11 protein-coding genes are annotated in these 18,275 nt (G+C 63.3%); 8 read left to right on the top strand and 3 right to left on the bottom strand.

Annotated features, from left to right (window positions below):
* Window positions 1–32 precede the first annotated feature (32 nt).
* Window positions 33–1,322: an isocitrate lyase gene (gene aceA / locus AC1DYO_RS21940; RefSeq protein WP_112561959.1), complete on the bottom strand. Its 1,290-nt coding sequence runs from the start codon at window positions 1,320–1,322 to the stop codon at window positions 33–35.
* Window positions 1,323–1,570: 248 nt separating this feature from the next.
* Between aceA and AC1DYO_RS21945 the strand changes: the two genes are divergently transcribed.
* The 7 genes from AC1DYO_RS21945 to AC1DYO_RS21975 all read left to right on the top strand — a co-directional run bounded on the left by AC1DYO_RS21945 (window position 1,571) and on the right by AC1DYO_RS21975 (window position 9,651).
* Entirely contained in the window at window positions 1,571–2,998 is a 1,428-nt protein-coding gene (locus tag AC1DYO_RS21945) for a helix-turn-helix domain-containing protein (RefSeq protein WP_477266596.1), read from the top strand.
* Window positions 2,999–3,148: 150 nt separating this feature from the next.
* Entirely contained in the window at window positions 3,149–4,048 is a 900-nt protein-coding gene (locus AC1DYO_RS21950) for a DUF2167 domain-containing protein (protein WP_477266597.1), read from the top strand.
* Window positions 4,049–4,209: 161 nt separating this feature from the next.
* The gene (locus AC1DYO_RS21955; RefSeq protein WP_477266598.1) at window positions 4,210–5,163 is read left to right on the top strand and encodes a DMT family transporter; all 954 of its coding nucleotides are present in this window, start codon (window positions 4,210–4,212) and stop codon (window positions 5,161–5,163) included.
* 378 nt (window positions 5,164–5,541) lie between these two features.
* A complete protein-coding gene (locus AC1DYO_RS21960; RefSeq protein ID WP_181058544.1) occupies window positions 5,542–6,639 on the top strand; it encodes a polyamine ABC transporter substrate-binding protein in 1,098 nt (365 codons plus the stop codon).
* Window positions 6,640–6,721: 82 nt separating this feature from the next.
* Window positions 6,722–7,861 (top strand): ABC transporter ATP-binding protein, encoded by a 1,140-nt coding sequence (locus tag AC1DYO_RS21965; RefSeq protein WP_477266599.1) that lies wholly within the window; start codon window positions 6,722–6,724, stop codon window positions 7,859–7,861.
* Between the two features lie 9 nt (window positions 7,862–7,870).
* Window positions 7,871–8,836, top strand: a complete 966-nt coding sequence (locus AC1DYO_RS21970; protein ID WP_477266600.1) for an ABC transporter permease subunit — start codon at window positions 7,871–7,873, stop codon at window positions 8,834–8,836.
* Window positions 8,833–9,651: an ABC transporter permease gene (locus AC1DYO_RS21975; protein WP_477266601.1), complete on the top strand. Its 819-nt coding sequence runs from the start codon at window positions 8,833–8,835 to the stop codon at window positions 9,649–9,651. The genes AC1DYO_RS21970 and AC1DYO_RS21975 overlap by 4 nt, the downstream gene beginning before the upstream one ends.
* A 20-nt stretch (window positions 9,652–9,671) precedes the next feature.
* Here AC1DYO_RS21975 and AC1DYO_RS21980 read toward each other — a convergent pair whose 3' ends face one another.
* A complete protein-coding gene (locus AC1DYO_RS21980; RefSeq protein WP_477266602.1) occupies window positions 9,672–11,525 on the bottom strand; it encodes an AsmA family protein in 1,854 nt (617 codons plus the stop codon).
* 330 nt (window positions 11,526–11,855) lie between these two features.
* On the opposite strand from AC1DYO_RS21980, the gene AC1DYO_RS21985 reads away from it, so the two are divergent.
* A complete protein-coding gene (locus AC1DYO_RS21985) occupies window positions 11,856–13,826 on the top strand; it encodes an acetoacetate--CoA ligase (protein ID WP_477266603.1) in 1,971 nt (656 codons plus the stop codon).
* Between the two features lie 388 nt (window positions 13,827–14,214).
* Here the strand turns inward: AC1DYO_RS21985 and AC1DYO_RS21990 are convergent, their stop codons facing one another.
* The gene (locus AC1DYO_RS21990; protein ID WP_477266604.1) at window positions 14,215–18,204 is read right to left on the bottom strand and encodes a PAS domain S-box protein; all 3,990 of its coding nucleotides are present in this window, start codon (window positions 18,202–18,204) and stop codon (window positions 14,215–14,217) included.
* Between the last annotated feature and the right edge of the window lie 71 nt (window positions 18,205–18,275).

Genomic DNA, 18,275 nt, shown 5'->3' on the forward strand with positions numbered 1-18,275 from the left:
GGCGTTTCCTCTGTTGGTAATGCTGGTCTGGCTCATTCCGCTGCCGGCTTGAACTGCGCGTGCTCGGTCGATTCATGCATGGCGGTTGTCGAGGACTGGCCGCCGCTGATTGCCATCGACACGGCGTCGAAATAGCCGGTGCCAACCTCGCGCTGGTGCTTGGTCGCGGTGTAGCCGTGGACTTCGGCCGCGAACTCGGCTTCCTGCAGCTCGGAATAGGCCGCCATCTGCCGCGCCTTGTAGCCGCGGGCCAGCTCGAACATGCCGAAATTGAGCTGGTGGAAACCGGCCAACGTGATGAACTGGAACTTGTAGCCCATGGCGCCGAGTTCGCGCTGGAACTTGGCGATCGTCGCGTCGTCGAGATTTTTCTTCCAGTTGAACGACGGCGAGCAATTATAGGCGAGCAGCTTGCCGGGGTGATGCCTGCGCACGCCCTCGGCGAACTTCTTGGCCTGCGCCAGATCGGGCTTCGAGGTCTCGCACCAGATCAGGTCGGCATGCGGCGCATAGGCAATGGCCCGCGCGATGCACGGTTCGATGCCGTTCCTGACCTGGTAGAAGCCTTCGACCGTGCGACCGGCGTCATAGTCGACGAAGGGCTGGTCGCGCTCGTCGATGTCGGACGTCAAAAGTTTTGCCGCTTCGGCATCGGTGCGTGCCACGACCAGCGTCGGCGTGCCCATCACGTCCGCCGCCAGGCGCGCCGCATTGAGGTTGCGGATATGCGCAGCGGTCGGGATCAGCACCTTGCCGCCGAGATGGCCGCACTTCTTCTCCGAAGCCAGTTGGTCTTCGTAGTGGACGCCGGCCGCACCTGCCTCGATGAACGCCTTCATGATCTCGAAGGCGTTGAGCGGTCCGCCGAAACCGGCTTCCGCATCGGCGACGATCGGCGCGAACCAGGTATCGACCGACAGGCCGTTGCCTTCCGAGGTCTCGATCTGGTCGGCGCGCTGAAGTGTGCGGTTGATCCGCTTGACCAATTCCGGCGCCGCATTGGCGGGGTAAAGCGACTGGTCCGGATACATGGCCGACGCGGTGTTGGCGTCGGCGGCGACCTGCCAGCCCGAGAGATAGATCGCCTTCAGCCCGGCGCGCACCTGCTGCATCGCCTGGTTGCCGGACATGGCGCCGAGTGCGTTGACGAAGTCTTCCTCATGGATGAGCTTCCACAGCCGGTTGGCGCCCATTTCGGCAAGGCTCTGGCGGATCTGGACCGAGCCGCGCAGCCGCTTCACGTCGTCCGGCGAATAGGGCCGTTCGATGCCATCGAAGCGGCCTTCGGGCGCGGACGGGACGAGGTTGTAAAAATCAGTCATTGGTCGCTCCAGATCAATCGATGCCAGTGTCTTGCAACGTCGCGCCATCGGAGATTTTGCGCCGTCGGTGTGTGACATCATTTACATTGCGCCGCGAAGAGAGCGAGAAAAACCGTCGTCTCCGGTCATAAATAAGAGAAAACCTGTATTGTATTTGACTGGCAAGCGCTGTAAATTTGTCATGATTGTAAAAACCGGATGCGCTCTAGCCGCGCACAAGTCGTGTAAATTCTTGTCAAGGACAGTTGATGGCAGACCAGAAGATCTTCGCCGGGCCGCGCATCCGCCGCATCCGCGTCGCCAAGGGCCTGACCCAGACGGCGATGGCCGAGGGGCTCGGCATTTCGCCGTCCTATCTCAACCTGATCGAGCGCAACCAGCGGCCGCTGACGGTGCAACTGATCCTGAAACTGGCCTCGGTCTACAAGGTCGATCCGCACGAATTGCAGGGCGAGGCGAGGGGATCGATCTCGGCCTTGAAGGAAGTGTTCGGCGATCCGCTGCTTGCCGGCGAATTGCCGGGCGACCAGGAGCTGATCGAGCTTGCCGAGGCCGCCCCCAACGCGTCGGCCGCGATGATAAAACTGTTTCGCGCCTATCGCGAGCAGGCCGAGCGGCTGTCCGATCTCAACGAGCTTCTGGCGCGTGAGGGCCGAGCCACGGCACTTTCTGGCGCACGGCTGCCGATCGACGAGGTGCACGAGATTTTCGAGCGCCGGCCGAACCATTTTGCAGCACTCGAGGAAGAGGCCGAGGCTTTCACCTCCGTACTCGACCCCGGCGATGATCTGTTCGGCGCGCTGAAAGCCTGGCTGAAGCGCGAATACGGCATCGTCGTCAAGGTGCTGCCGGTCGCCACCATGCCGAACTGGCGCCGCCGCTATGACCGCCATTCGCAGCGTCTGTTCCTGTCGGAGCGGCTATCGCCCTTCGACCAGCTGCGCGAAGTCGCCATGGAGGCCTGCCTGATCCGCATGACGGTCGCTGTCGCCGGCGAAATCCAGGCGTTGAAGCTCGGTACGGACGAGGCCCGCCGGCTCGCCCGCTTCGAACTCGGCCGCTACGCCGCCCATGCGTTGATGATGCCCTATCAGGCCTTCCACGCAGCCGCAGTTCGGGCACGCTACGACATCGACGTGCTGCGCTCGCGCTTCGGCGTCTCCTTCGAACAGGCGGCGAACCGGCTGACCATGCTTCAGCGTCCCGGCTTGTCCGGCGTGCCGTTCTTCATGCTCGAGGTCGACAACGCCGGCAACCGCTTCCGCAAGGCGGGCGGCCAGGGCTTTCCGCAGAACCGTTTTGGCGGCGGCTGTCCGAAGCTGCCTGTCCATGCCGCCTTCGCACTGCCTGGCCAGATCCTGGTAGAGGCGGTCGAAATGCCTGACGGCGCCGAATTCCTCTGCATCGCCCGCACGCTCGAGGGGCCGCAGGGCTCGTTCTCCGAGCGTCCGCGCCGTACCGCGCTGCTGTTGGGCTGCGATATCGGTTTTCGCGACGAGATCGTCTATGGCGCAGGGCTGCCAGCAAAGGCCGGACAGGGCGCCGCCACGCCGGTCGGTCCGGCCTGCCGGCTATGCGAGCGCATCGGCTGCCTCGCCCGCGCCGAGCCGCCGGTGACCCGTCCGCTCGGCCTCGACGAGATGGTGACGGGTCTGAGCGCCTTCGATTTCCAGTGACGCTTCTCGGGCTGGCCGTCCCGGAAGACTGGAGCTGTTGGCGTTAAGCAATAGAGTGCGGCCCGAACCATCGCCGAACCAAATATTGATTAAGCATCGGCGCTGCGGTATTCGAAGGGCAAGCTGCGTGTCAGCCGGGGGGATTCAAGGATGAACAGGAAAGCTTTGTGGCTTGGCGTGGCGCTTGCCCTTTCGGCAGGGCCTGCTCTGGCGGAAAAATCCTCTGAATTTTTCAAGGGCTATCAACAGTATAGTGACGACGGCAAGGCATTCCTGGACAAGATCGACCCGAAGACCGGCGCGGTCGACCTTCCCGAAGGCATTCATCTCGACCTCAAGGACAAGTTCTATTTTCTGGACAAGAAGGACGCGACGTCCGTCCTGACCGAGGCTTGGGGCAATCCGCCTGATACCGCGTCCGAAGCCCTCGGAATGATCTTTCCGGTCAAGTATGAACCCATCGCCGGCAACGGTTGGGGCATTGAATTGCGCTGGGAAAAGATCGGCTATGTCGATGACACCGACGCCGCGTCCATCGACTACACCGAACTGCTGAGCAACATGCAGGCGGACACATTGTCGGCCAATGATCAGCGGGTGAAGGACGGCTTTCCCCCGATCAAGCTGATCGGCTGGGCTTCGCCGCCGGTCTATGATTTCGTCCACAAGCGGCTGCACTGGGCCAAGGAACTGCAGTTCGGGGACGATACCGTCCACACGCTCAATTACGACGTCCGTTTCCTCGGCCGGGAAGGCGTCTTCGTAATGAGTTACATCGCCACGGTGGAACAATTGCCGGAGATCAAGCAGAGCCTGGATGAAGTGCTGGGCGTGGCGGACTTCAACACCGGCAAGAAATACACCGATTTTCTGCCCGGCACCGACACGGTCGCCGCTGTCGGCATTGGCGGCCTCATCGCCGGCAAACTGGCGGCAAAGGCTGGGCTCATTGCGGTGGCGCTCATCGCGCTGAAGAAATTCGGCATTCTGCTGCTGGTTCCGCTGGCCGGTCTCTGGCGCTTCATCCGCGGCAACAAGACCACGTCATAGACTTCCCGGTCGTTCGCATGCCGCCGACTGGCAGGCGGTGCGCCAAAGGGAATGCCGGGCTGGATCACGTGCGGCCGTTACCTTTGCGCTAGGCGAATGCGGCACGTTTCTGTCGTCCTTTGTGCATCATGCCGTCCCGAGATAGCCGACAGTCGCACCCCATGACCGATACGACATCATCGCCGATCGCCGTTCCGCAGATCGTCTCGCCGCGCGAGGAGCGCGTCGGCTTCCTGCTGGTGTTCCTGTCGGCGCTGATGTGGAGTTTTGGCGGCACCATTGCCCGTTTCATCGACACCAACGACAGCTGGACGGTGGTGTTCTGGCGCTCGCTGTGGGCGGCTGCCTTCCTGATCTGCTTCATGGCCTGGCGCGACGGCTGGCGCGGCATGCTAAGGTTGTTTCGCGACATGGGCCTGCCCGGCCTTGCCGTGGCCGTGTGCTTCGCCACCGCCTCGACGTGCTTCGTGGTCGCGCTCGCCTACACCACCGTCGCCAACATCCTGCTGATGCAGGCCGGCGTTCCGCTGTTGGCGGCATTGCTGGCCTGGATGCTGTTTCGCGAACGCGTCGCCGTCGCGACCTGGGTGGCGATCGCCGCCGTCATCGCCGGCGTCGCCATCATGGTGTCGGAATCGCTCGACGGCGCCGTATCGCCGATCGGCGACGGCCTGGCGCTGCTGATCGCCGTCATGTTCTCGGTTGCCACCGTCATCACCCGGCGCTTCGCCCATGTCCGCATGACGCCGGCGACCTGCCTAGGCACGATGCTGGCAGCGGCGTTCGCCGCATCGCAAGCCACGCAGTTCGCCGTTTCCAGCCACGACATGGCTTTCCTGTTTGCCTTCGGCGTCGTCAATCTTGGTCTTGGCCTTGCCTTCTTCGCCACCGGCGCCCGGCTGGTCCCGGCGGCCATCGCGGCACTGCTCGGCACCTTCGAGCCGATCCTCGGCCCGATCTGGGTCTGGCTCGTCCATGCCGAGGTGCCCTCGGGGCGCACCATCATCGGCGGCGCGGTGGTGGTTGCCGCGCTGCTTGTCCATATCGGGCTCGAATTCAAGCGCCAGGCACGGCCGGCGCGGCCCGGCGTCACCGGCCTGCCTTCCCCCAATTGACCTGCCTTTGCCCTAATTGACGGAGCCGCGCGCCCCAAAGCGCGAGATGGGCCATTGACAACGTTGCTGCCGCGCGGGCAGGCTGGAGCCACGGCAACAACAAGACAGGCTTATCTTGCCAAGTGTCCCCGCCGGTCGGACCAAGACCGGATCACAGCGTCGTATCCCTGCCCGCGCCACGGCGAAAGCCTCTGACGGCGTCGGCATACCCGCCAGGCGAGCACACAGAGCCATCATCCGCCGTTCGTCGAACCGCCCGCATCGCGCCGGCAGTTGGCGCTTGTGGCTGCCCGGAAAGCTCAATACTCTGAAGCAAATGCCCAATCGCGCTGGAACAGCGACGAATTGGCGAAGGAACACTCATCAAAGGAGAACAGCATGATCCGCAAAGCGCTCTGGCTTTCGGCAACCTCGGCATTTCTGACGCTTTTTACCGTCGGTGGCCATGCCGAGGACCGCGTCGTCAATGTCTTCAACTGGTCGGATTATATCGACAGCTCGATCATCGAGGACTTCACCAAGGAAACCGGCATCAAGGTCGTCTATGACACCTTCGATTCCAACGAGATCCTCGAGACCAAGCTGCTTGCCGGCGGCAGCGGCTATGACGTCGTCGTGCCCAGCGGCAACTTCCTGGCGCGCCAGATCCAGGCCGGTGTGTTCCAGAAGCTCGACAAGTCGAAGCTGCCGAACATCTCCAACATGTGGGACACGGTTCTGGAGCGGACCGCCAAATACGATCCGGGCAATGAATATTCGGTCAACTACATGTGGGGCACCGTCGGCATCGGCTACAACCTCAAGAAAGTGCAGGCAGCACTCGGCACCGACAAGATCGACAGCTGGGATGTGTTCTTCAATCCCGACAGCCTGGCCAAGCTGAAGGACTGCGGCGTCTATGTGCTGGACTCGCCGGCCGACATCATCCCGGCGGCACTGAAATATCTCGGCCTCGACCCCAACAGCACCTCACCCGACGACATTGCCAAGGCCGAGGAAACTTTGCTGAAGGTGCGGCCATATATCCGCAAATTCCATTCGTCCGAATACATCAACGCGCTCGCCAATGGCGATATCTGCCTGGCGGTCGGCTGGTCGGGTGATGTCTTCCAGGCGCGCAACCGCGCCGTGGAGGCCAAGCAGGGCGTCGAGATCGGCTATTCCGTGCCCAAGGAAGGCGCGCAGATGTGGTTCGACCAGATGGCGATCCCCGCCGATGCGCCGCATGTCGCCGAGGCACTCGAATTCCTCAACTACATGATGAAGCCGGAAGTGATCGCCAAGTCGTCCAACTATGTGCTCTACGCCAACGGCAACAAGGCTTCGCAGCAATTCGTCGACAAGGCGCTGCTGGATGATCCGGCGGTCTATCCGGACGCCGAGACCTTGAAAAAACTCTATACGGTCCAGCCCTACGATCCCAAGACGCAGCGTCTGATCACGCGCAGCTGGACCAAGATCGTCACCGGCCAGTAAGCAATGCGACATGGCCCCGGCAGTCACCTGCCGGGGCCATTCTTCTGGGGCAAGAAGCAAAAAAAACAGGACGGAGTGGGACATGAAATCGCTTGGCAGCATCCGCAGGGATTTCGCGCCATGGAACGACCCGAACGCCAAGCCGTACATTCAATTCGAGAACGTCACCAAGAAGTTCGGTGACTTCACCGCCGTCAACAATCTGTCGCTGACCATTTTCGAGCGCGAGTTCTTCGCCCTGCTCGGCGCGTCGGGCTGCGGAAAGTCGACGCTGCTGCGGATGCTTGCCGGCTTCGAGGAGCCGACCGCCGGCCGCATCCTTCTCGACGGCCAGGACCTGCGCGGCATTCCGCCCTATCGCCGTCCGGTCAACATGATGTTCCAGTCCTATGCACTGTTCCCGCATATGACGGTGGAAAAGAACATTGCCTTCGGCCTCAAGCAGGAAGGCATGCCGGCGCCGGATATCGAAAAGCGCGTCGCCGAGATGCTGAAGCTGGTCAAGCTCGAGCAGTTTGCCAAGCGCAAGCCGCACCAGCTCTCCGGCGGCCAGCGTCAGCGCGTCGCGCTCGCCCGCTCGGTTGCCAAGCGGCCGAAAGTGTTGCTGCTCGACGAGCCGCTCGGCGCGCTCGACAAGAAGCTGCGCGAGGAAACGCAGTTCGAGCTGATGGATCTGCAGCAAAATCTCGGCCTGACTTTTGTTGTCGTCACCCACGACCAGGAAGAGGCGATGACCATGGCCGACCGCATCGCCATCATCGACAAGGGCGAGGTCATGCAAGTGGCGACGCCGGCGGAAGTCTATGAAGCCCCGACGTCACGCTTCGTCGCCCACTTCGTAGGCAATGTGAACATGTTCGAAGGCAAGGTCGCCGAGCGGGCGGCAAACACCACGCGCATCACCGGCGCGACAGGGGCCCAGATCGTCGTCGAAAACAGCACCGATACGAAGGCCGGTTCCGACATAGTCTTCGCCATCAGGCCGGAGAAGATCAAGGTGTCGTCGACGAAGCCGGCGGACGCCGTCAATGCGCTTGAGGGCGAAGTCTACGACGTCGCCTATCTCGGCGACATGACCGTCTACCACATCAGGCTGGATGACGGGCAGATCATCAGGGCAAGCGCGCTCAATGCGGCACGCGTCACCGAGGATCCGCTGACCTGGAACGACCGCGCCTGGGTCTCCTTCCGGCCCGACGCCGGCGTCGTGCTGACACAGTAGGAGGCGGCCATGTCCAACATCGCCATCACCGACGCTGGTCCATCGACCGCGGCCAAACCATTGCTGACGCGGCTCGGCGCCGGCTTCGTCAGCCGTCTCGTCATCATCGTTCCCTATCTCTGGCTGCTGTTCTTCTTCTTCATCCCGTTCATCATCGTCTTCAAGATTTCGCTGTCGCAGTCGGCGATCGCCATGCCGCCCTACACGCCGGTGCTTGACTTCACGGACGGCATTTCCGGCTTCTTCGCCGGCTTCCGCGAACTCAGCTTCGACAATTATGTCTGGCTGACGCAGGACGCGCTTTACTTCAAAGCCTATGTGACCAGCGTCATTATCGCGGCAGTCTCGACGATCCTGACCTTGCTCGTCGGCTTCCCCATCGCCTACGGCATGGCGCGCGCGCCGGCGACGATCCGCCCAACTTTGCTGATGTTGGTGATCCTGCCGTTCTGGACCTCGTTCCTGATCCGCGTCTACGCCTGGATCGGCATCCTCAAGCCCGAGGGGCTGCTCAACCAGCTGCTGCTGTCGCTTCACATCGTCAATCAGCCGCTGATCATCCTCAACACCTACACGGCGATCTTCATCGGCATCGTCTATTCCTACCTGCCATTCATGGTGCTGCCGCTCTATTCCTCGTTGGAGAAGATGGATTATTCGCTGATCGAGGCCGCCAAGGATCTCGGCTGCCCGCCGACCGCCGCCTTCTGGAAGATCACCTTCCCGCTGTCGCTGCCCGGCGTCATCGCCGGCTGCCTGCTGGTGTTCATCCCGGCGGTCGGCGAGTTCGTCATTCCCGACCTGCTCGGCGGCTCGCAGACGCTGATGATCGGCAAGACCTTGTGGAATGAATTCTTCGCCAACCGTGACTGGCCGGTGTCGTCGGCCGTCGCCGTCATCCTGCTGCTGCTCCTGATCGTGCCAATCATGCTCTTCCAGCAGGCTCAGGCACGCGCCCAGGAGCAGGACAAATGAACGCCACCTGGAGCCGATTCAACGTCACCTCGGTCGTGCTGGGCTTTGCCTTCCTCTATCTGCCGATCGTGCTGCTTATCGTCTTCTCCTTCAACGAATCGAAGCTGGTCACCGTCTGGGGTGGCTTCTCGACCAAATGGTATGTCTCGCTGTTCCACAATCAGGGCCTGATGGACGCTACCTGGGTGACCGCGCGTGTCGGTGTCATTTCGGCGACGGTAGCGACCGTGCTCGGCACGCTGGCGGCACTGACCTTGACCCGCTACACCCGCTTCAGGGGCCGCATTCTGTTTTCCGGCATGGTGTTTGCGCCGCTGGTCATGCCTGAAGTCATCACCGGCCTGTCGCTGCTTTTGCTCTTCGTCGCCGTCGGTCTCGACCGCGGCTTCCTCACCGTCACGCTTGCCCACATCACCTTGACCATGTGCTTTGTGGCCGTTGTCGTGCAGTCGCGCCTGGTCTCGTTCGACCGGTCGCTGGAAGAGGCGGCGATGGATCTCGGCGCAACGCCGGTGAAGACCTTCTTCCAGATCACGCTGCCGGTCATCATGCCGGCGATCGTGTCCGGCTGGATGCTGGCCTTCACTCTGTCGCTCGACGATCTGGTCATCGCCAGCTTCACCTCCGGGCCGGGCGCCACCACGCTGCCAATGAAGATCTACAGCCAGGTTCGCCTCGGCGTGACGCCGGAGATCAACGCCGCCTGCACCATTCTGATCGCCGTTGTCGCCATTGGCGTCATCATCGCCTCGCTCGCCAACAAGCGCCGTGAGGTTCAGCGTCAGCTCGACGAACAGGCCGCGCAGCGCGGGTGATAGATTGACAGCCGGCTCGCCTACTCGCCCGAAATGCCGCGACTGATCGGCGAAATGAACGGTGTGCTCCAGTTGCCGCCGACGAAGAATGACGACTGGTTGGGGCCTTGCTGACCATTGGCGGGCGCTGCCGCCGGGTCGGCCTGGATAACACCGCCCGATAGCGCCAGCCCGCGTCCGCCGTATGACGCGATGCCGGACAGCCAGATCTTGTATTTCGCCGAATTGGCCTCGGCCTTGTCCAGCCTTGCCACGCCCTTCGAGATGGTGGCCTTGAGCTCGGCGCCGTCGATCGGCAGCGTCCCGTCCGAGACATCGTCAAGGGCAAAGAAGCCGCCCTGTTCGGTGTGCTTCAGAAACGCCGGCAAATTGAGCCCGCTCAGCGCGCCCGGCCCGAACGTCGCCGTGACCGAGCCGTCGGCGTTCTCGAAGATCGAGTCCCAGGATTTCCCCGGCCCTTTGAGGATAACCGAGACCGTGCCTGTGCTGGCCGGCACCAGTCGCGTCATGCCGGCAGCCGTGCCGAAAGCCGCGCCGTCAATGTCGGAGGCGAGCAGCCGGATCTCGACTTGCGAACCCTCCGGCTTGCGGTCGAAGCGCAGGCTGCTCTGAACGTTGCCACCAAAGGCCGACGCATCGGAAATGTCGAAGACGGCAAGCCCGTTCTTCACCTGCGCCGTGGCTGCGACGTCGGCAAGCTGGACCGCGCCCGCCGAGGCATGCGCCGCCGACAGCCTCAGATCCAGATTGACGCGGTCGGCAAAGCTGGTGTCGATTTCCCCGGGGCCGGTCTCGCCGGTGGGCGCCAGCGGCGTGAAGGCCGAGAACAGCGACCTGAGGTCGAGCGTGTCGAAGGCGAGCGTGCCGGAAATCACCGGCAAGGCGTCGCCGAACGAGAAATCGAGCGCCCCCATTCCCGGGTTGTTGTCCAGCGCCACCGCGGTGTTTTCGAATTTGACGCGGCCGGCCGTGGCCGTGATCTTGCTCGAAATCGAGACGGAACCGATCGCCGTACCGGGGGCGATACCGGCCTGCGACCATTCCAGCACCCGCCGCAGCGATGGCGCGGCGAATTTTGCCTGACCGTCGAAATAGGCGTTCTGCGACATGCCGGCCGTGCCGTCGAACGAGAAGCTGGCGGGGGCTGCCTTGAACGAAAACGTGACGGGCGCGGCACCGCCGGCAAACAGCACCAGCGGATTGGGCGAGGCGGCATCGACGGTGACGCTTTCGCCACGCCAGATGCCGGTCGCCGACAAGGTCGCGTTGCTGTTCATGGCCGCCCAGCTTGCCTGGCCGGACAGGCTGGTCAGCAATTCGACGTCCTTGCCGCCGATGGAGGCGACCATGCGGCCGTCCCTGAATTCCACGGTGCCGAACGGGTCGGCCGGCAGCTTGCTCAGATCGGGCTTGGTCGGATCGGCGCCGACCACGCCGCGCGCGGTGTCGATCGAGCGCGTGATGCGTCCTCCGGTCGGTATGGCGGGCAGGAACATACCGTTTGCGGTGCGCTGAACCCGGATTGTCGGCCGCACCAGCCGCGCCGTCGAAAACACCACATCGCCCTGCAGCGCCGCCATGGCCGAAAGGTCGACCTCGACCCGTTCAGCTTCAATCACTGGCGGCGCGTCGGTCTCGGTCCACTGCGACAGCGTGACGTCGCTCAATATGGCGCGGAACTTCGGCCACACCTCGATGCGCGGCGAACCGGCAATGGTGACCCTGAAACCGCTCCACGCGCTCATCTCCCAAGCGATGCGGTCGCGCACGATCCGGGTCGAGGCAATCAGCGGCAGAGCGGCGACGACCAGCGCGATGACGAGCACGGCAACGCCGATCGCCCATACTCCGCGCCGGATCAAAGGTGATGGCATATCGCCCCGTATGCTTTCATTCCGACAAAAATCGCCCGACGGGTGTAACCCAGCGCCGACGCATTTCAAGTCTTTATGGCCCGGCGATGGCAATTGCGCACATCTGTCCGCATTCGACCGAACAAAATCTTGCTCTGCCGCCGGGTGATATGCATAAGCGTTGCTTGCTTCAGCCTGCTACGAGGCGCGGCGTTTTTGGGACAGCGGCGCCTGTAAAGCTGGGGCTAATGCATGTCGCCCGGAAGTGTGCAGCGGTTCCGGGACAACGACATGCATAGAAACAAAAGCATATCAGTCTTGCGACGCGACGGGCTTCAAGGAGGATCGATCATGGCAGCCGAAGCACCGCTCTGGACCCCGACGCAAGACCAGATCGACGCAGCACCCCTGACCGCCTTCATGAAGGACGCGGCGGCCAAGAGCGGCACATCCTTCGCCTCCTACGCCGAACTACACCGCTGGTCGGTCGACGATCGCGAAGGCTTCTGGAGCCTGCTGTGGGATTTTTGCGGCATTGTCGGCGACAAGGGGACCGATGGGGGCGGGACCGTGCTCGTCGATGGCGACAAGATGCCCGGCGCCGCCTTCTTCCCCGATGCGACGCTGAACTTCGCCGAGAACCTGCTGAAGAAGACCGGATCCGGCGCGGCAATCGTCTTTCGCGGCGAGGATAAGATCGAGCGGCGGCTGTCGTGGAACGAACTGCACCAGCTGACCTCGCGCTTTCAGCAGCTTTTCCTGTCGCTCAAGGTGAAGAAGGGCGACCGCATCGCGGCGATGATGCCCAACATGCCGGAAACCGTCGCCGCCATGCTGGCGGCTGCCTCGATCGGCGCGGTCTGGTCGTCTTGTTCCCCCGATTTCGGCGAACAGGGTGTGCTCGACCGTTTCGGCCAGATCGAACCGGTCGTCTTCATCGCGCCGGACGGCTACTGGTACAATGGCAAGGCAATCGAGGTCGCCGAAAAGATTGCAGCCGTTGCCACGAAGCTCGAAACCGTCGGCAAGGTCCTGATCGTCGACTATCTCGGTACGTCGCGCGATATCGCCGCGATTATCGACAAGGCGGTGGCGCTGGAAGAGGCGCTGTCGCCTTTTGCCGCCAAAGCCCTCACATTCGAGCAGTTACCATTTTCGCATCCGCTCTATATCCTGTTTTCGTCCGGAACCACCGGCATTCCCAAATGCATCGTCCATTCGGCCGGCGGCACGCTGATCCAGCATGTCAAGGAACACCGGCTGCATGCCGGGCTCGTCGACGGCGACCGCTTCTTCTACTTCACCACCTGCGGCTGGATGATGTGGAACTGGCTGGTATCGGGCCTGGCTTCGGGCGCGACACTGCTGCTCTATGACGGCTCGCCCTTCTACCCCGACGGCAATGTGCTGTTCAGCTTCGCCGATGCCGAGAAGATGACCTTCTTCGGCACCTCGGCCAAGTTCATCGATTCCGTGCGCAAGGCCGGCCTGAAGCCAATCCGAACGCATGATCTGTCGACCGTGCGGGCGATCTCGTCGACCGGCTCGCCGCTGTCGCCGGAGGACTTTCGCTTCGTCTATGACGGCATCAAGAGCGACGTGCATCTGGCCTCGGTCTCCGGCGGCACCGATATCGTCTCCTGCTTCGTGCTCGGCCTGCCGACCCAACCAGTCTGGACCGGCGAGATCCAGGGTCCCGGCCTCGGCCTTGCCGTCGATGTCTGGGATGATGACGGCAAGCCGATCCGAGAGCAGAAAGGCGAACTGGTCTGCACAAAGGCGTTTCCGTCAATGCCGATCGGCTTCTGGAACGACCCCGAGGGCAAGAAATACCAGGCGGCCTATTTCGAGCGCTTCGACACTATCTGGTGCCATGGCGACTTCGCTGAATGGACCGCGCATGGCGGCATGATCATCCACGGCCGTTCCGACGCCACGCTCAACCCGGGTGGCGTGCGCATCGGTACGGCGGAAATCTACAACCAGGTCGAGCAGATGCCGGAGATCCTCGAAGCGCTGTGCATCGGCCAGGATTTCGACAATGACGTGCGCGTCGTTTTGTTCGTGCGGCTGGCCGCCGGCGTGACACTGGACGAGGATCTGGAAAAGCGCATCCGGGCAAAAATCCGCACCGGCGCCAGCCCGCGTCACGTGCCGGCAAAGATCGTTGCGGTGACCGACATTCCACGCACCAAATCGGGCAAGATCACCGAGCTTGCGGTGCGCGACGTCGTGCATGGCCGCGCCATCAAGAACAAGGAAGCGCTCGCCAACCCCGAGGCGCTGGAATTGTTCAAGGATCTGCCGCAACTGGCGGAGTAATTCCAGGAAAAGTGTGAAGCGGTTTTCCCGGGAAAAGCGCGTAGCGCTTTCCCTGAGGAATTACGCCAAAACAAGGAACCAGAGCGGTTCCACCTGCGAACCGCTCTGGCGGACTGACCGCGCCGGCATGGTTAATGATTTATGCCGGTCGAATTTACCTAGATTTCACGAGTGGTACACATTCGTAAATTTTTTGGCCGGCCGGTAAGGAGTTGTTAAGGCCCGGCGTCGATAGTCGCACGTAACTTGAGGGAGAAATCCCGCTCCTCGTCCCCTGAGGATCAGATTCGCTCAAGCCCCGTTGTGACAGCAAAATTCCATTAAGGCGTCCTGTTGGACGCCTTTTCTTTGTGCCGGTTCAGGATGGTCTGTTCCGAAAGGCTAGGCCCTATTCGGCCAGCACCCGCGTCGACGGGAAGGCGACTTCGACCAGCGTCCCTTCGCCCGGCGTCGAGGTGATGGTGAAGCGGGCGCGGTTGGCTTCCACCATCGCCTTGGTCAGCGGCAGGCCGAGACCGGTGCCGTCGCCACGCCCGCGCTTCAGCGCATTGATCTGCTTGAACGGCTTCAACGCCTGCTCGATCTCGGCATGGCTCATGCCAATGCCGGTATCGCGCACCCGCATGAGGACATCGCCGGAGGTCTCATAGGCGGTCGACACAATCACCTGGCCACCGGCCTGCGTGTAGCGGATGGCGTTGGACAGGATGTTGAGCGCGATCTGGCGCACGCTTCTGAGGTCGGCGACCACTTCCGGCAGCCGCGAGGCGAAGCTGGAGCGGATGATGACGCGTTCGCGATTGGCCTGCGGCTGCATCATCGCCACCGTCTCGGCCAGCGTGTCGTTGAGCGACACCGCCTCGTAGTCCATCTCCTGCTGGCCGGCCTCGATCTTCGAGATGTCCAGGAGGTCGTTGACCAGGTCGAGCACATGGTTGCCCGAGCGGTTGATGTCGCGCAGATAGTCGCGGTAGCGGTCATTGGCCACGGGGCCGAACTTTTCGTCCACCATCAGTTCGGAAAAACCGATAATGGCGTTGAGCGGCGTGCGGATCTCATGGCTGATGCGGGCGAGAAAATCGGTCTTCTGCGATGAAGCACGCTCGGCCACGGCGCGCGCCTGGGTCAGGTCTTCCTCGGCCCGCTTCCACTGCGTGATGTCGCGCACCACGGCACAGAAGCCGCTGTCGTTGGGCAGCCGGCCAATGGTCATGAACAGCGGGATGAAACGCCCTTGCGCCTCGCGCCCGATCACCTCGCGGCCATCGTTCATCACACTCGCCACGCCGGGCTCGGACAGTCCGTTGAGATAGTCGCGTGCCGCGCGCTGGCTTTCGATGGCAAACAGCGACGCGAAAGGCTTGCCGGTCACCTCGTCGCTGTCGAAGCCGAACAGCGCCTCGGCCGGACGGCTGATCGAGCGGATATCGCCGTCGCGGCCGATCAGCACCACGCCGTCGGTCGCGGTGTCGATGATGGTGCGCATTTCGGCAACGCGTGACTTGAGCTCGGAAACGTCGGGCTGCGTCTGCTCCTCGGCCGCGACATGCGCGACCATCGGCGCCTCGTCGTCGCCAGTGCGGCGTACGACCAGCATCAGTGCCTTGCCGGCGCGCCACGGTACCGAACGCAAAATGGCTTCGATCGGAAATTCCTGCCCGTCACGCGCCTTCAGCCGCAGCGCGTGGTCGCTTTCGTCGGCCGTCTCGGAATAGGGATCGGCAAACAGCGCGTCGAGGCCGCCGGCATCGCTCAAAGCGTCGAGCGTGTCATAACCGGTCAGGCCGAGGAATTCCTCATTGGCGTAGTAAAGCTCGTCACCGGAATGGATGAGAAGCGGCACCGGCAGCTTGCCGAGAATCGACGTATCAGGGGCCTTGTGTTCGTCTCCGACTGAAAACGCCGAAGGCATGAACCCTTCAAGTTTCAGCGGCGGCACTTTCAGGCGCGGCGGCTCTGCCGGCGCGGTGTCCGCATCGCCGGCCCTGGCCTCGTCCTTCACAGGCGAACCGGTCGCCTCGTCGGCCGGCGCCCAATCCTCATTGTCCTCGGCATCGCGGAAATCGGCCGCAGTCATGCTGTCGTCTTCGCCGGCATCGGCCGGCGCCTCGGCAACAGCCGGATGTGGCTCCTTGGCCTCGACGATTTCCTGCTCTTTCGTCTCATCCGGCTCGGAAGCCGGCGCCGATTCGCTGTTGGAAGACGTAGCTTCGGTACTTTCTCCGGTGACGGAGCCTGGTTCGGGATCGGCATAATCGAGCAGCGAGCGCGACACTGTCGGCGCCTTCGCCTCGCCTGCTTCGCTGTCCGCAATGACGTCGCCCGGCAGCGCGCCGTCGAGCCGCGCCAGGTCCTTTTCGTCCTCGGCATCGCTTTCCGGTGGCTCGGCTTCAGCCATTTCGCTTTCGGGTGCGGTTGCCGATGGTTCAGCTGCGGCAGTCGGGGGGACTTCGTCCGGGCTCGAGGCTCCGGCGGGTTGCTGGGCTGGCGCGGCCGTTTCAGCTTGGTTCGCCTCGACATGATCCGGCTTGGGCTGATCTCCCTTGGCCTGATCCGGCGTTACCTGATCCGGCTTGGCAGATTCGGCCTGTTTGGTGATCTCCGGCTGCTCCGGCGGGGGATTGTCCTTCTTCAGCCGCTCGCCGATTTCGCGGAAAGCACTGCGCTCCAGCGTCGACAGGCCTTTATCATTGGCCGGCTGCCGATGCTCGGCCAGCCGGATGACCTTGTCGGCAAAGCGCCGTTCCTGCTTCGGCACGATGGTCAGCGCCGGCACTTCGCCCTCGAACGGATCGGTCGCCTTGGGAGCTTCCGCGACGGTCTCTTCCTGGGCCGGTTCGGCTGTTGCCAGCGGCGCGCCATTGGGGATCAGCGCCATGCCGATCGCTTCCGGATCGACCACCGCATCGCTGGCGCGGGCGACGCCGAAACCGCGAAAACCTTCGAAGGCGCGGCTGCGGCCATAGACGGGCAGTGCGGCCAGATCGACCGGTATCTTCAGGTCGGTGCCCGCAACCGGCCACAGCACGGAGCGGCCCGACCAGGTGTCGCGCCGTTCGAGCAGGCCCGCGATCTCGCCCGAGGCATCGAGGCCGAAAATTGTCGCAACATCCTTGAAGCGGCGGCCGATCACATCGGCGGCGGGCTTGCCGACAATGTCGGTGAATTCCGGCGACAGCGCGCTGAACTTGCCGTCAGCGTCGGTGCGCCAGACGAAACGCAGCGGTGGCGCCGAGCGGTCGATCTCACGTTTGGCGGGGGGCGCAGCCGGTGGGGCTACGTCGGAGGGCAGGGCGGGCGAGGCGGCAGCAGCGCTGTCCGGCTGCGCATTCTCGGCCGGGACAACTGATTCCGGCTCGACTTGTGCCGGACTGTCCGGCTCGCTCGCCCGCGGTTCTTCGCCGGCATGGAAGTACCAATGATCGTGTTGCGCGGGCGCGCTGTCGTTCGCCGCTTGCTCGCGGCCGGTCGTCTGCTCGCGATCGCGTGCCTTTGCATCGGTTGGCGGAGAAGCATCATCGTCCGTCGCAGCCGGTATTGTCTCGGCGACGTCAGGTGCGGCCGTGAGTGGTGCGCCCTGATCACTGACCGCGACGGATTGGTCAGCCACCGCATCGACCGCTGCCGTGTTCTCCGCAGCGGCTTGTGTCGGGCCAACGTCCTCCTGCGCTGCAGCCGGTTCGGCGTCCAGCGCACCGACAGGATTTTCCTCTCCGAGTTGATCCTCGTCTATGACCACCAGCAGATGCCTGGACTCGGTCAGACGGGCAAAGCCCGCCGGATAGGACGTCGTGCCGCCGGGAACCAGCCGTTTGACGATGCGGTCGTCCTGGCTCGCCACATCGGCGACAAGCGCGGCCAGCGTCTGTGGCCGGATGGTGAGCGCCGCAAAACCGTCTGAAGCCGCCTCGACAGTGCCGGCGGCGTCGACAAAGGCGATGAAATGGCCGTCCTCGGTAAAGCCGCTGATGGCGCGGGCCGCAATGTCGGCAGCACTGCGCGATCCGGTTTGCGCGGCCGGCACCGCCAGCATGATGGCGCTTTCGCCGTCCGGCATCGTCACCGCACTGGCCAGGAAGCCGACGGCGCGGCTGGTCATGCCGGTCGCCAGCCGCACCGTGATGGCGCGGTCGCTGCCGATCTGCGGGAAGCCCGAGGTCGCCATGATCTGCCGCCTGGCAATCAGCGGCAGCTGTGCCGAGGCGCCGATGATGGCCTCGATATCGGGATAGCCGAACACCGCCGCGCCCGGGCCGTTGGCCCAGATCACCTGTTCGAGGTCAGCCGACAGAATCGCGATCGCGTCGCCGGCGGCAAAGCGCTGGCGGACCGCGTCGAGCACGGCGACATCGAGGAAAGAGTAGTTCTCGGAAGGCATGCGCTTGGCGGACCCTTTCGGTGAAACCTCTTGGCGAACCTACAAGGCGGGCAATTTGCAGTTAACGCTTT

The sequence above is a fragment of the Mesorhizobium sp. P2_F5 genome, from assembly GCF_056403715.1.

Coding starts and splice junctions, on each gene's coding strand:
- aceA (WP_112561959.1), bottom strand. CDS start 1,322: ATGACTGATTTTTACAACCTCGTCCCGTCCGCGCCCGAAGGCCGCTTC.
- AC1DYO_RS21945 (WP_477266596.1), top strand. CDS start 1,571: ATGGCAGACCAGAAGATCTTCGCCGGGCCGCGCATCCGCCGCATCCGC.
- AC1DYO_RS21950 (WP_477266597.1), top strand. CDS start 3,149: ATGAACAGGAAAGCTTTGTGGCTTGGCGTGGCGCTTGCCCTTTCGGCA.
- AC1DYO_RS21955 (WP_477266598.1), top strand. CDS start 4,210: ATGACCGATACGACATCATCGCCGATCGCCGTTCCGCAGATCGTCTCG.
- AC1DYO_RS21960 (WP_181058544.1), top strand. CDS start 5,542: ATGATCCGCAAAGCGCTCTGGCTTTCGGCAACCTCGGCATTTCTGACG.
- AC1DYO_RS21965 (WP_477266599.1), top strand. CDS start 6,722: ATGAAATCGCTTGGCAGCATCCGCAGGGATTTCGCGCCATGGAACGAC.
- AC1DYO_RS21970 (WP_477266600.1), top strand. CDS start 7,871: ATGTCCAACATCGCCATCACCGACGCTGGTCCATCGACCGCGGCCAAA.
- AC1DYO_RS21975 (WP_477266601.1), top strand. CDS start 8,833: ATGAACGCCACCTGGAGCCGATTCAACGTCACCTCGGTCGTGCTGGGC.
- AC1DYO_RS21980 (WP_477266602.1), bottom strand. CDS start 11,525: ATGCCATCACCTTTGATCCGGCGCGGAGTATGGGCGATCGGCGTTGCC.
- AC1DYO_RS21985 (WP_477266603.1), top strand. CDS start 11,856: ATGGCAGCCGAAGCACCGCTCTGGACCCCGACGCAAGACCAGATCGAC.
- AC1DYO_RS21990 (WP_477266604.1), bottom strand. CDS start 18,204: ATGCCTTCCGAGAACTACTCTTTCCTCGATGTCGCCGTGCTCGACGCG.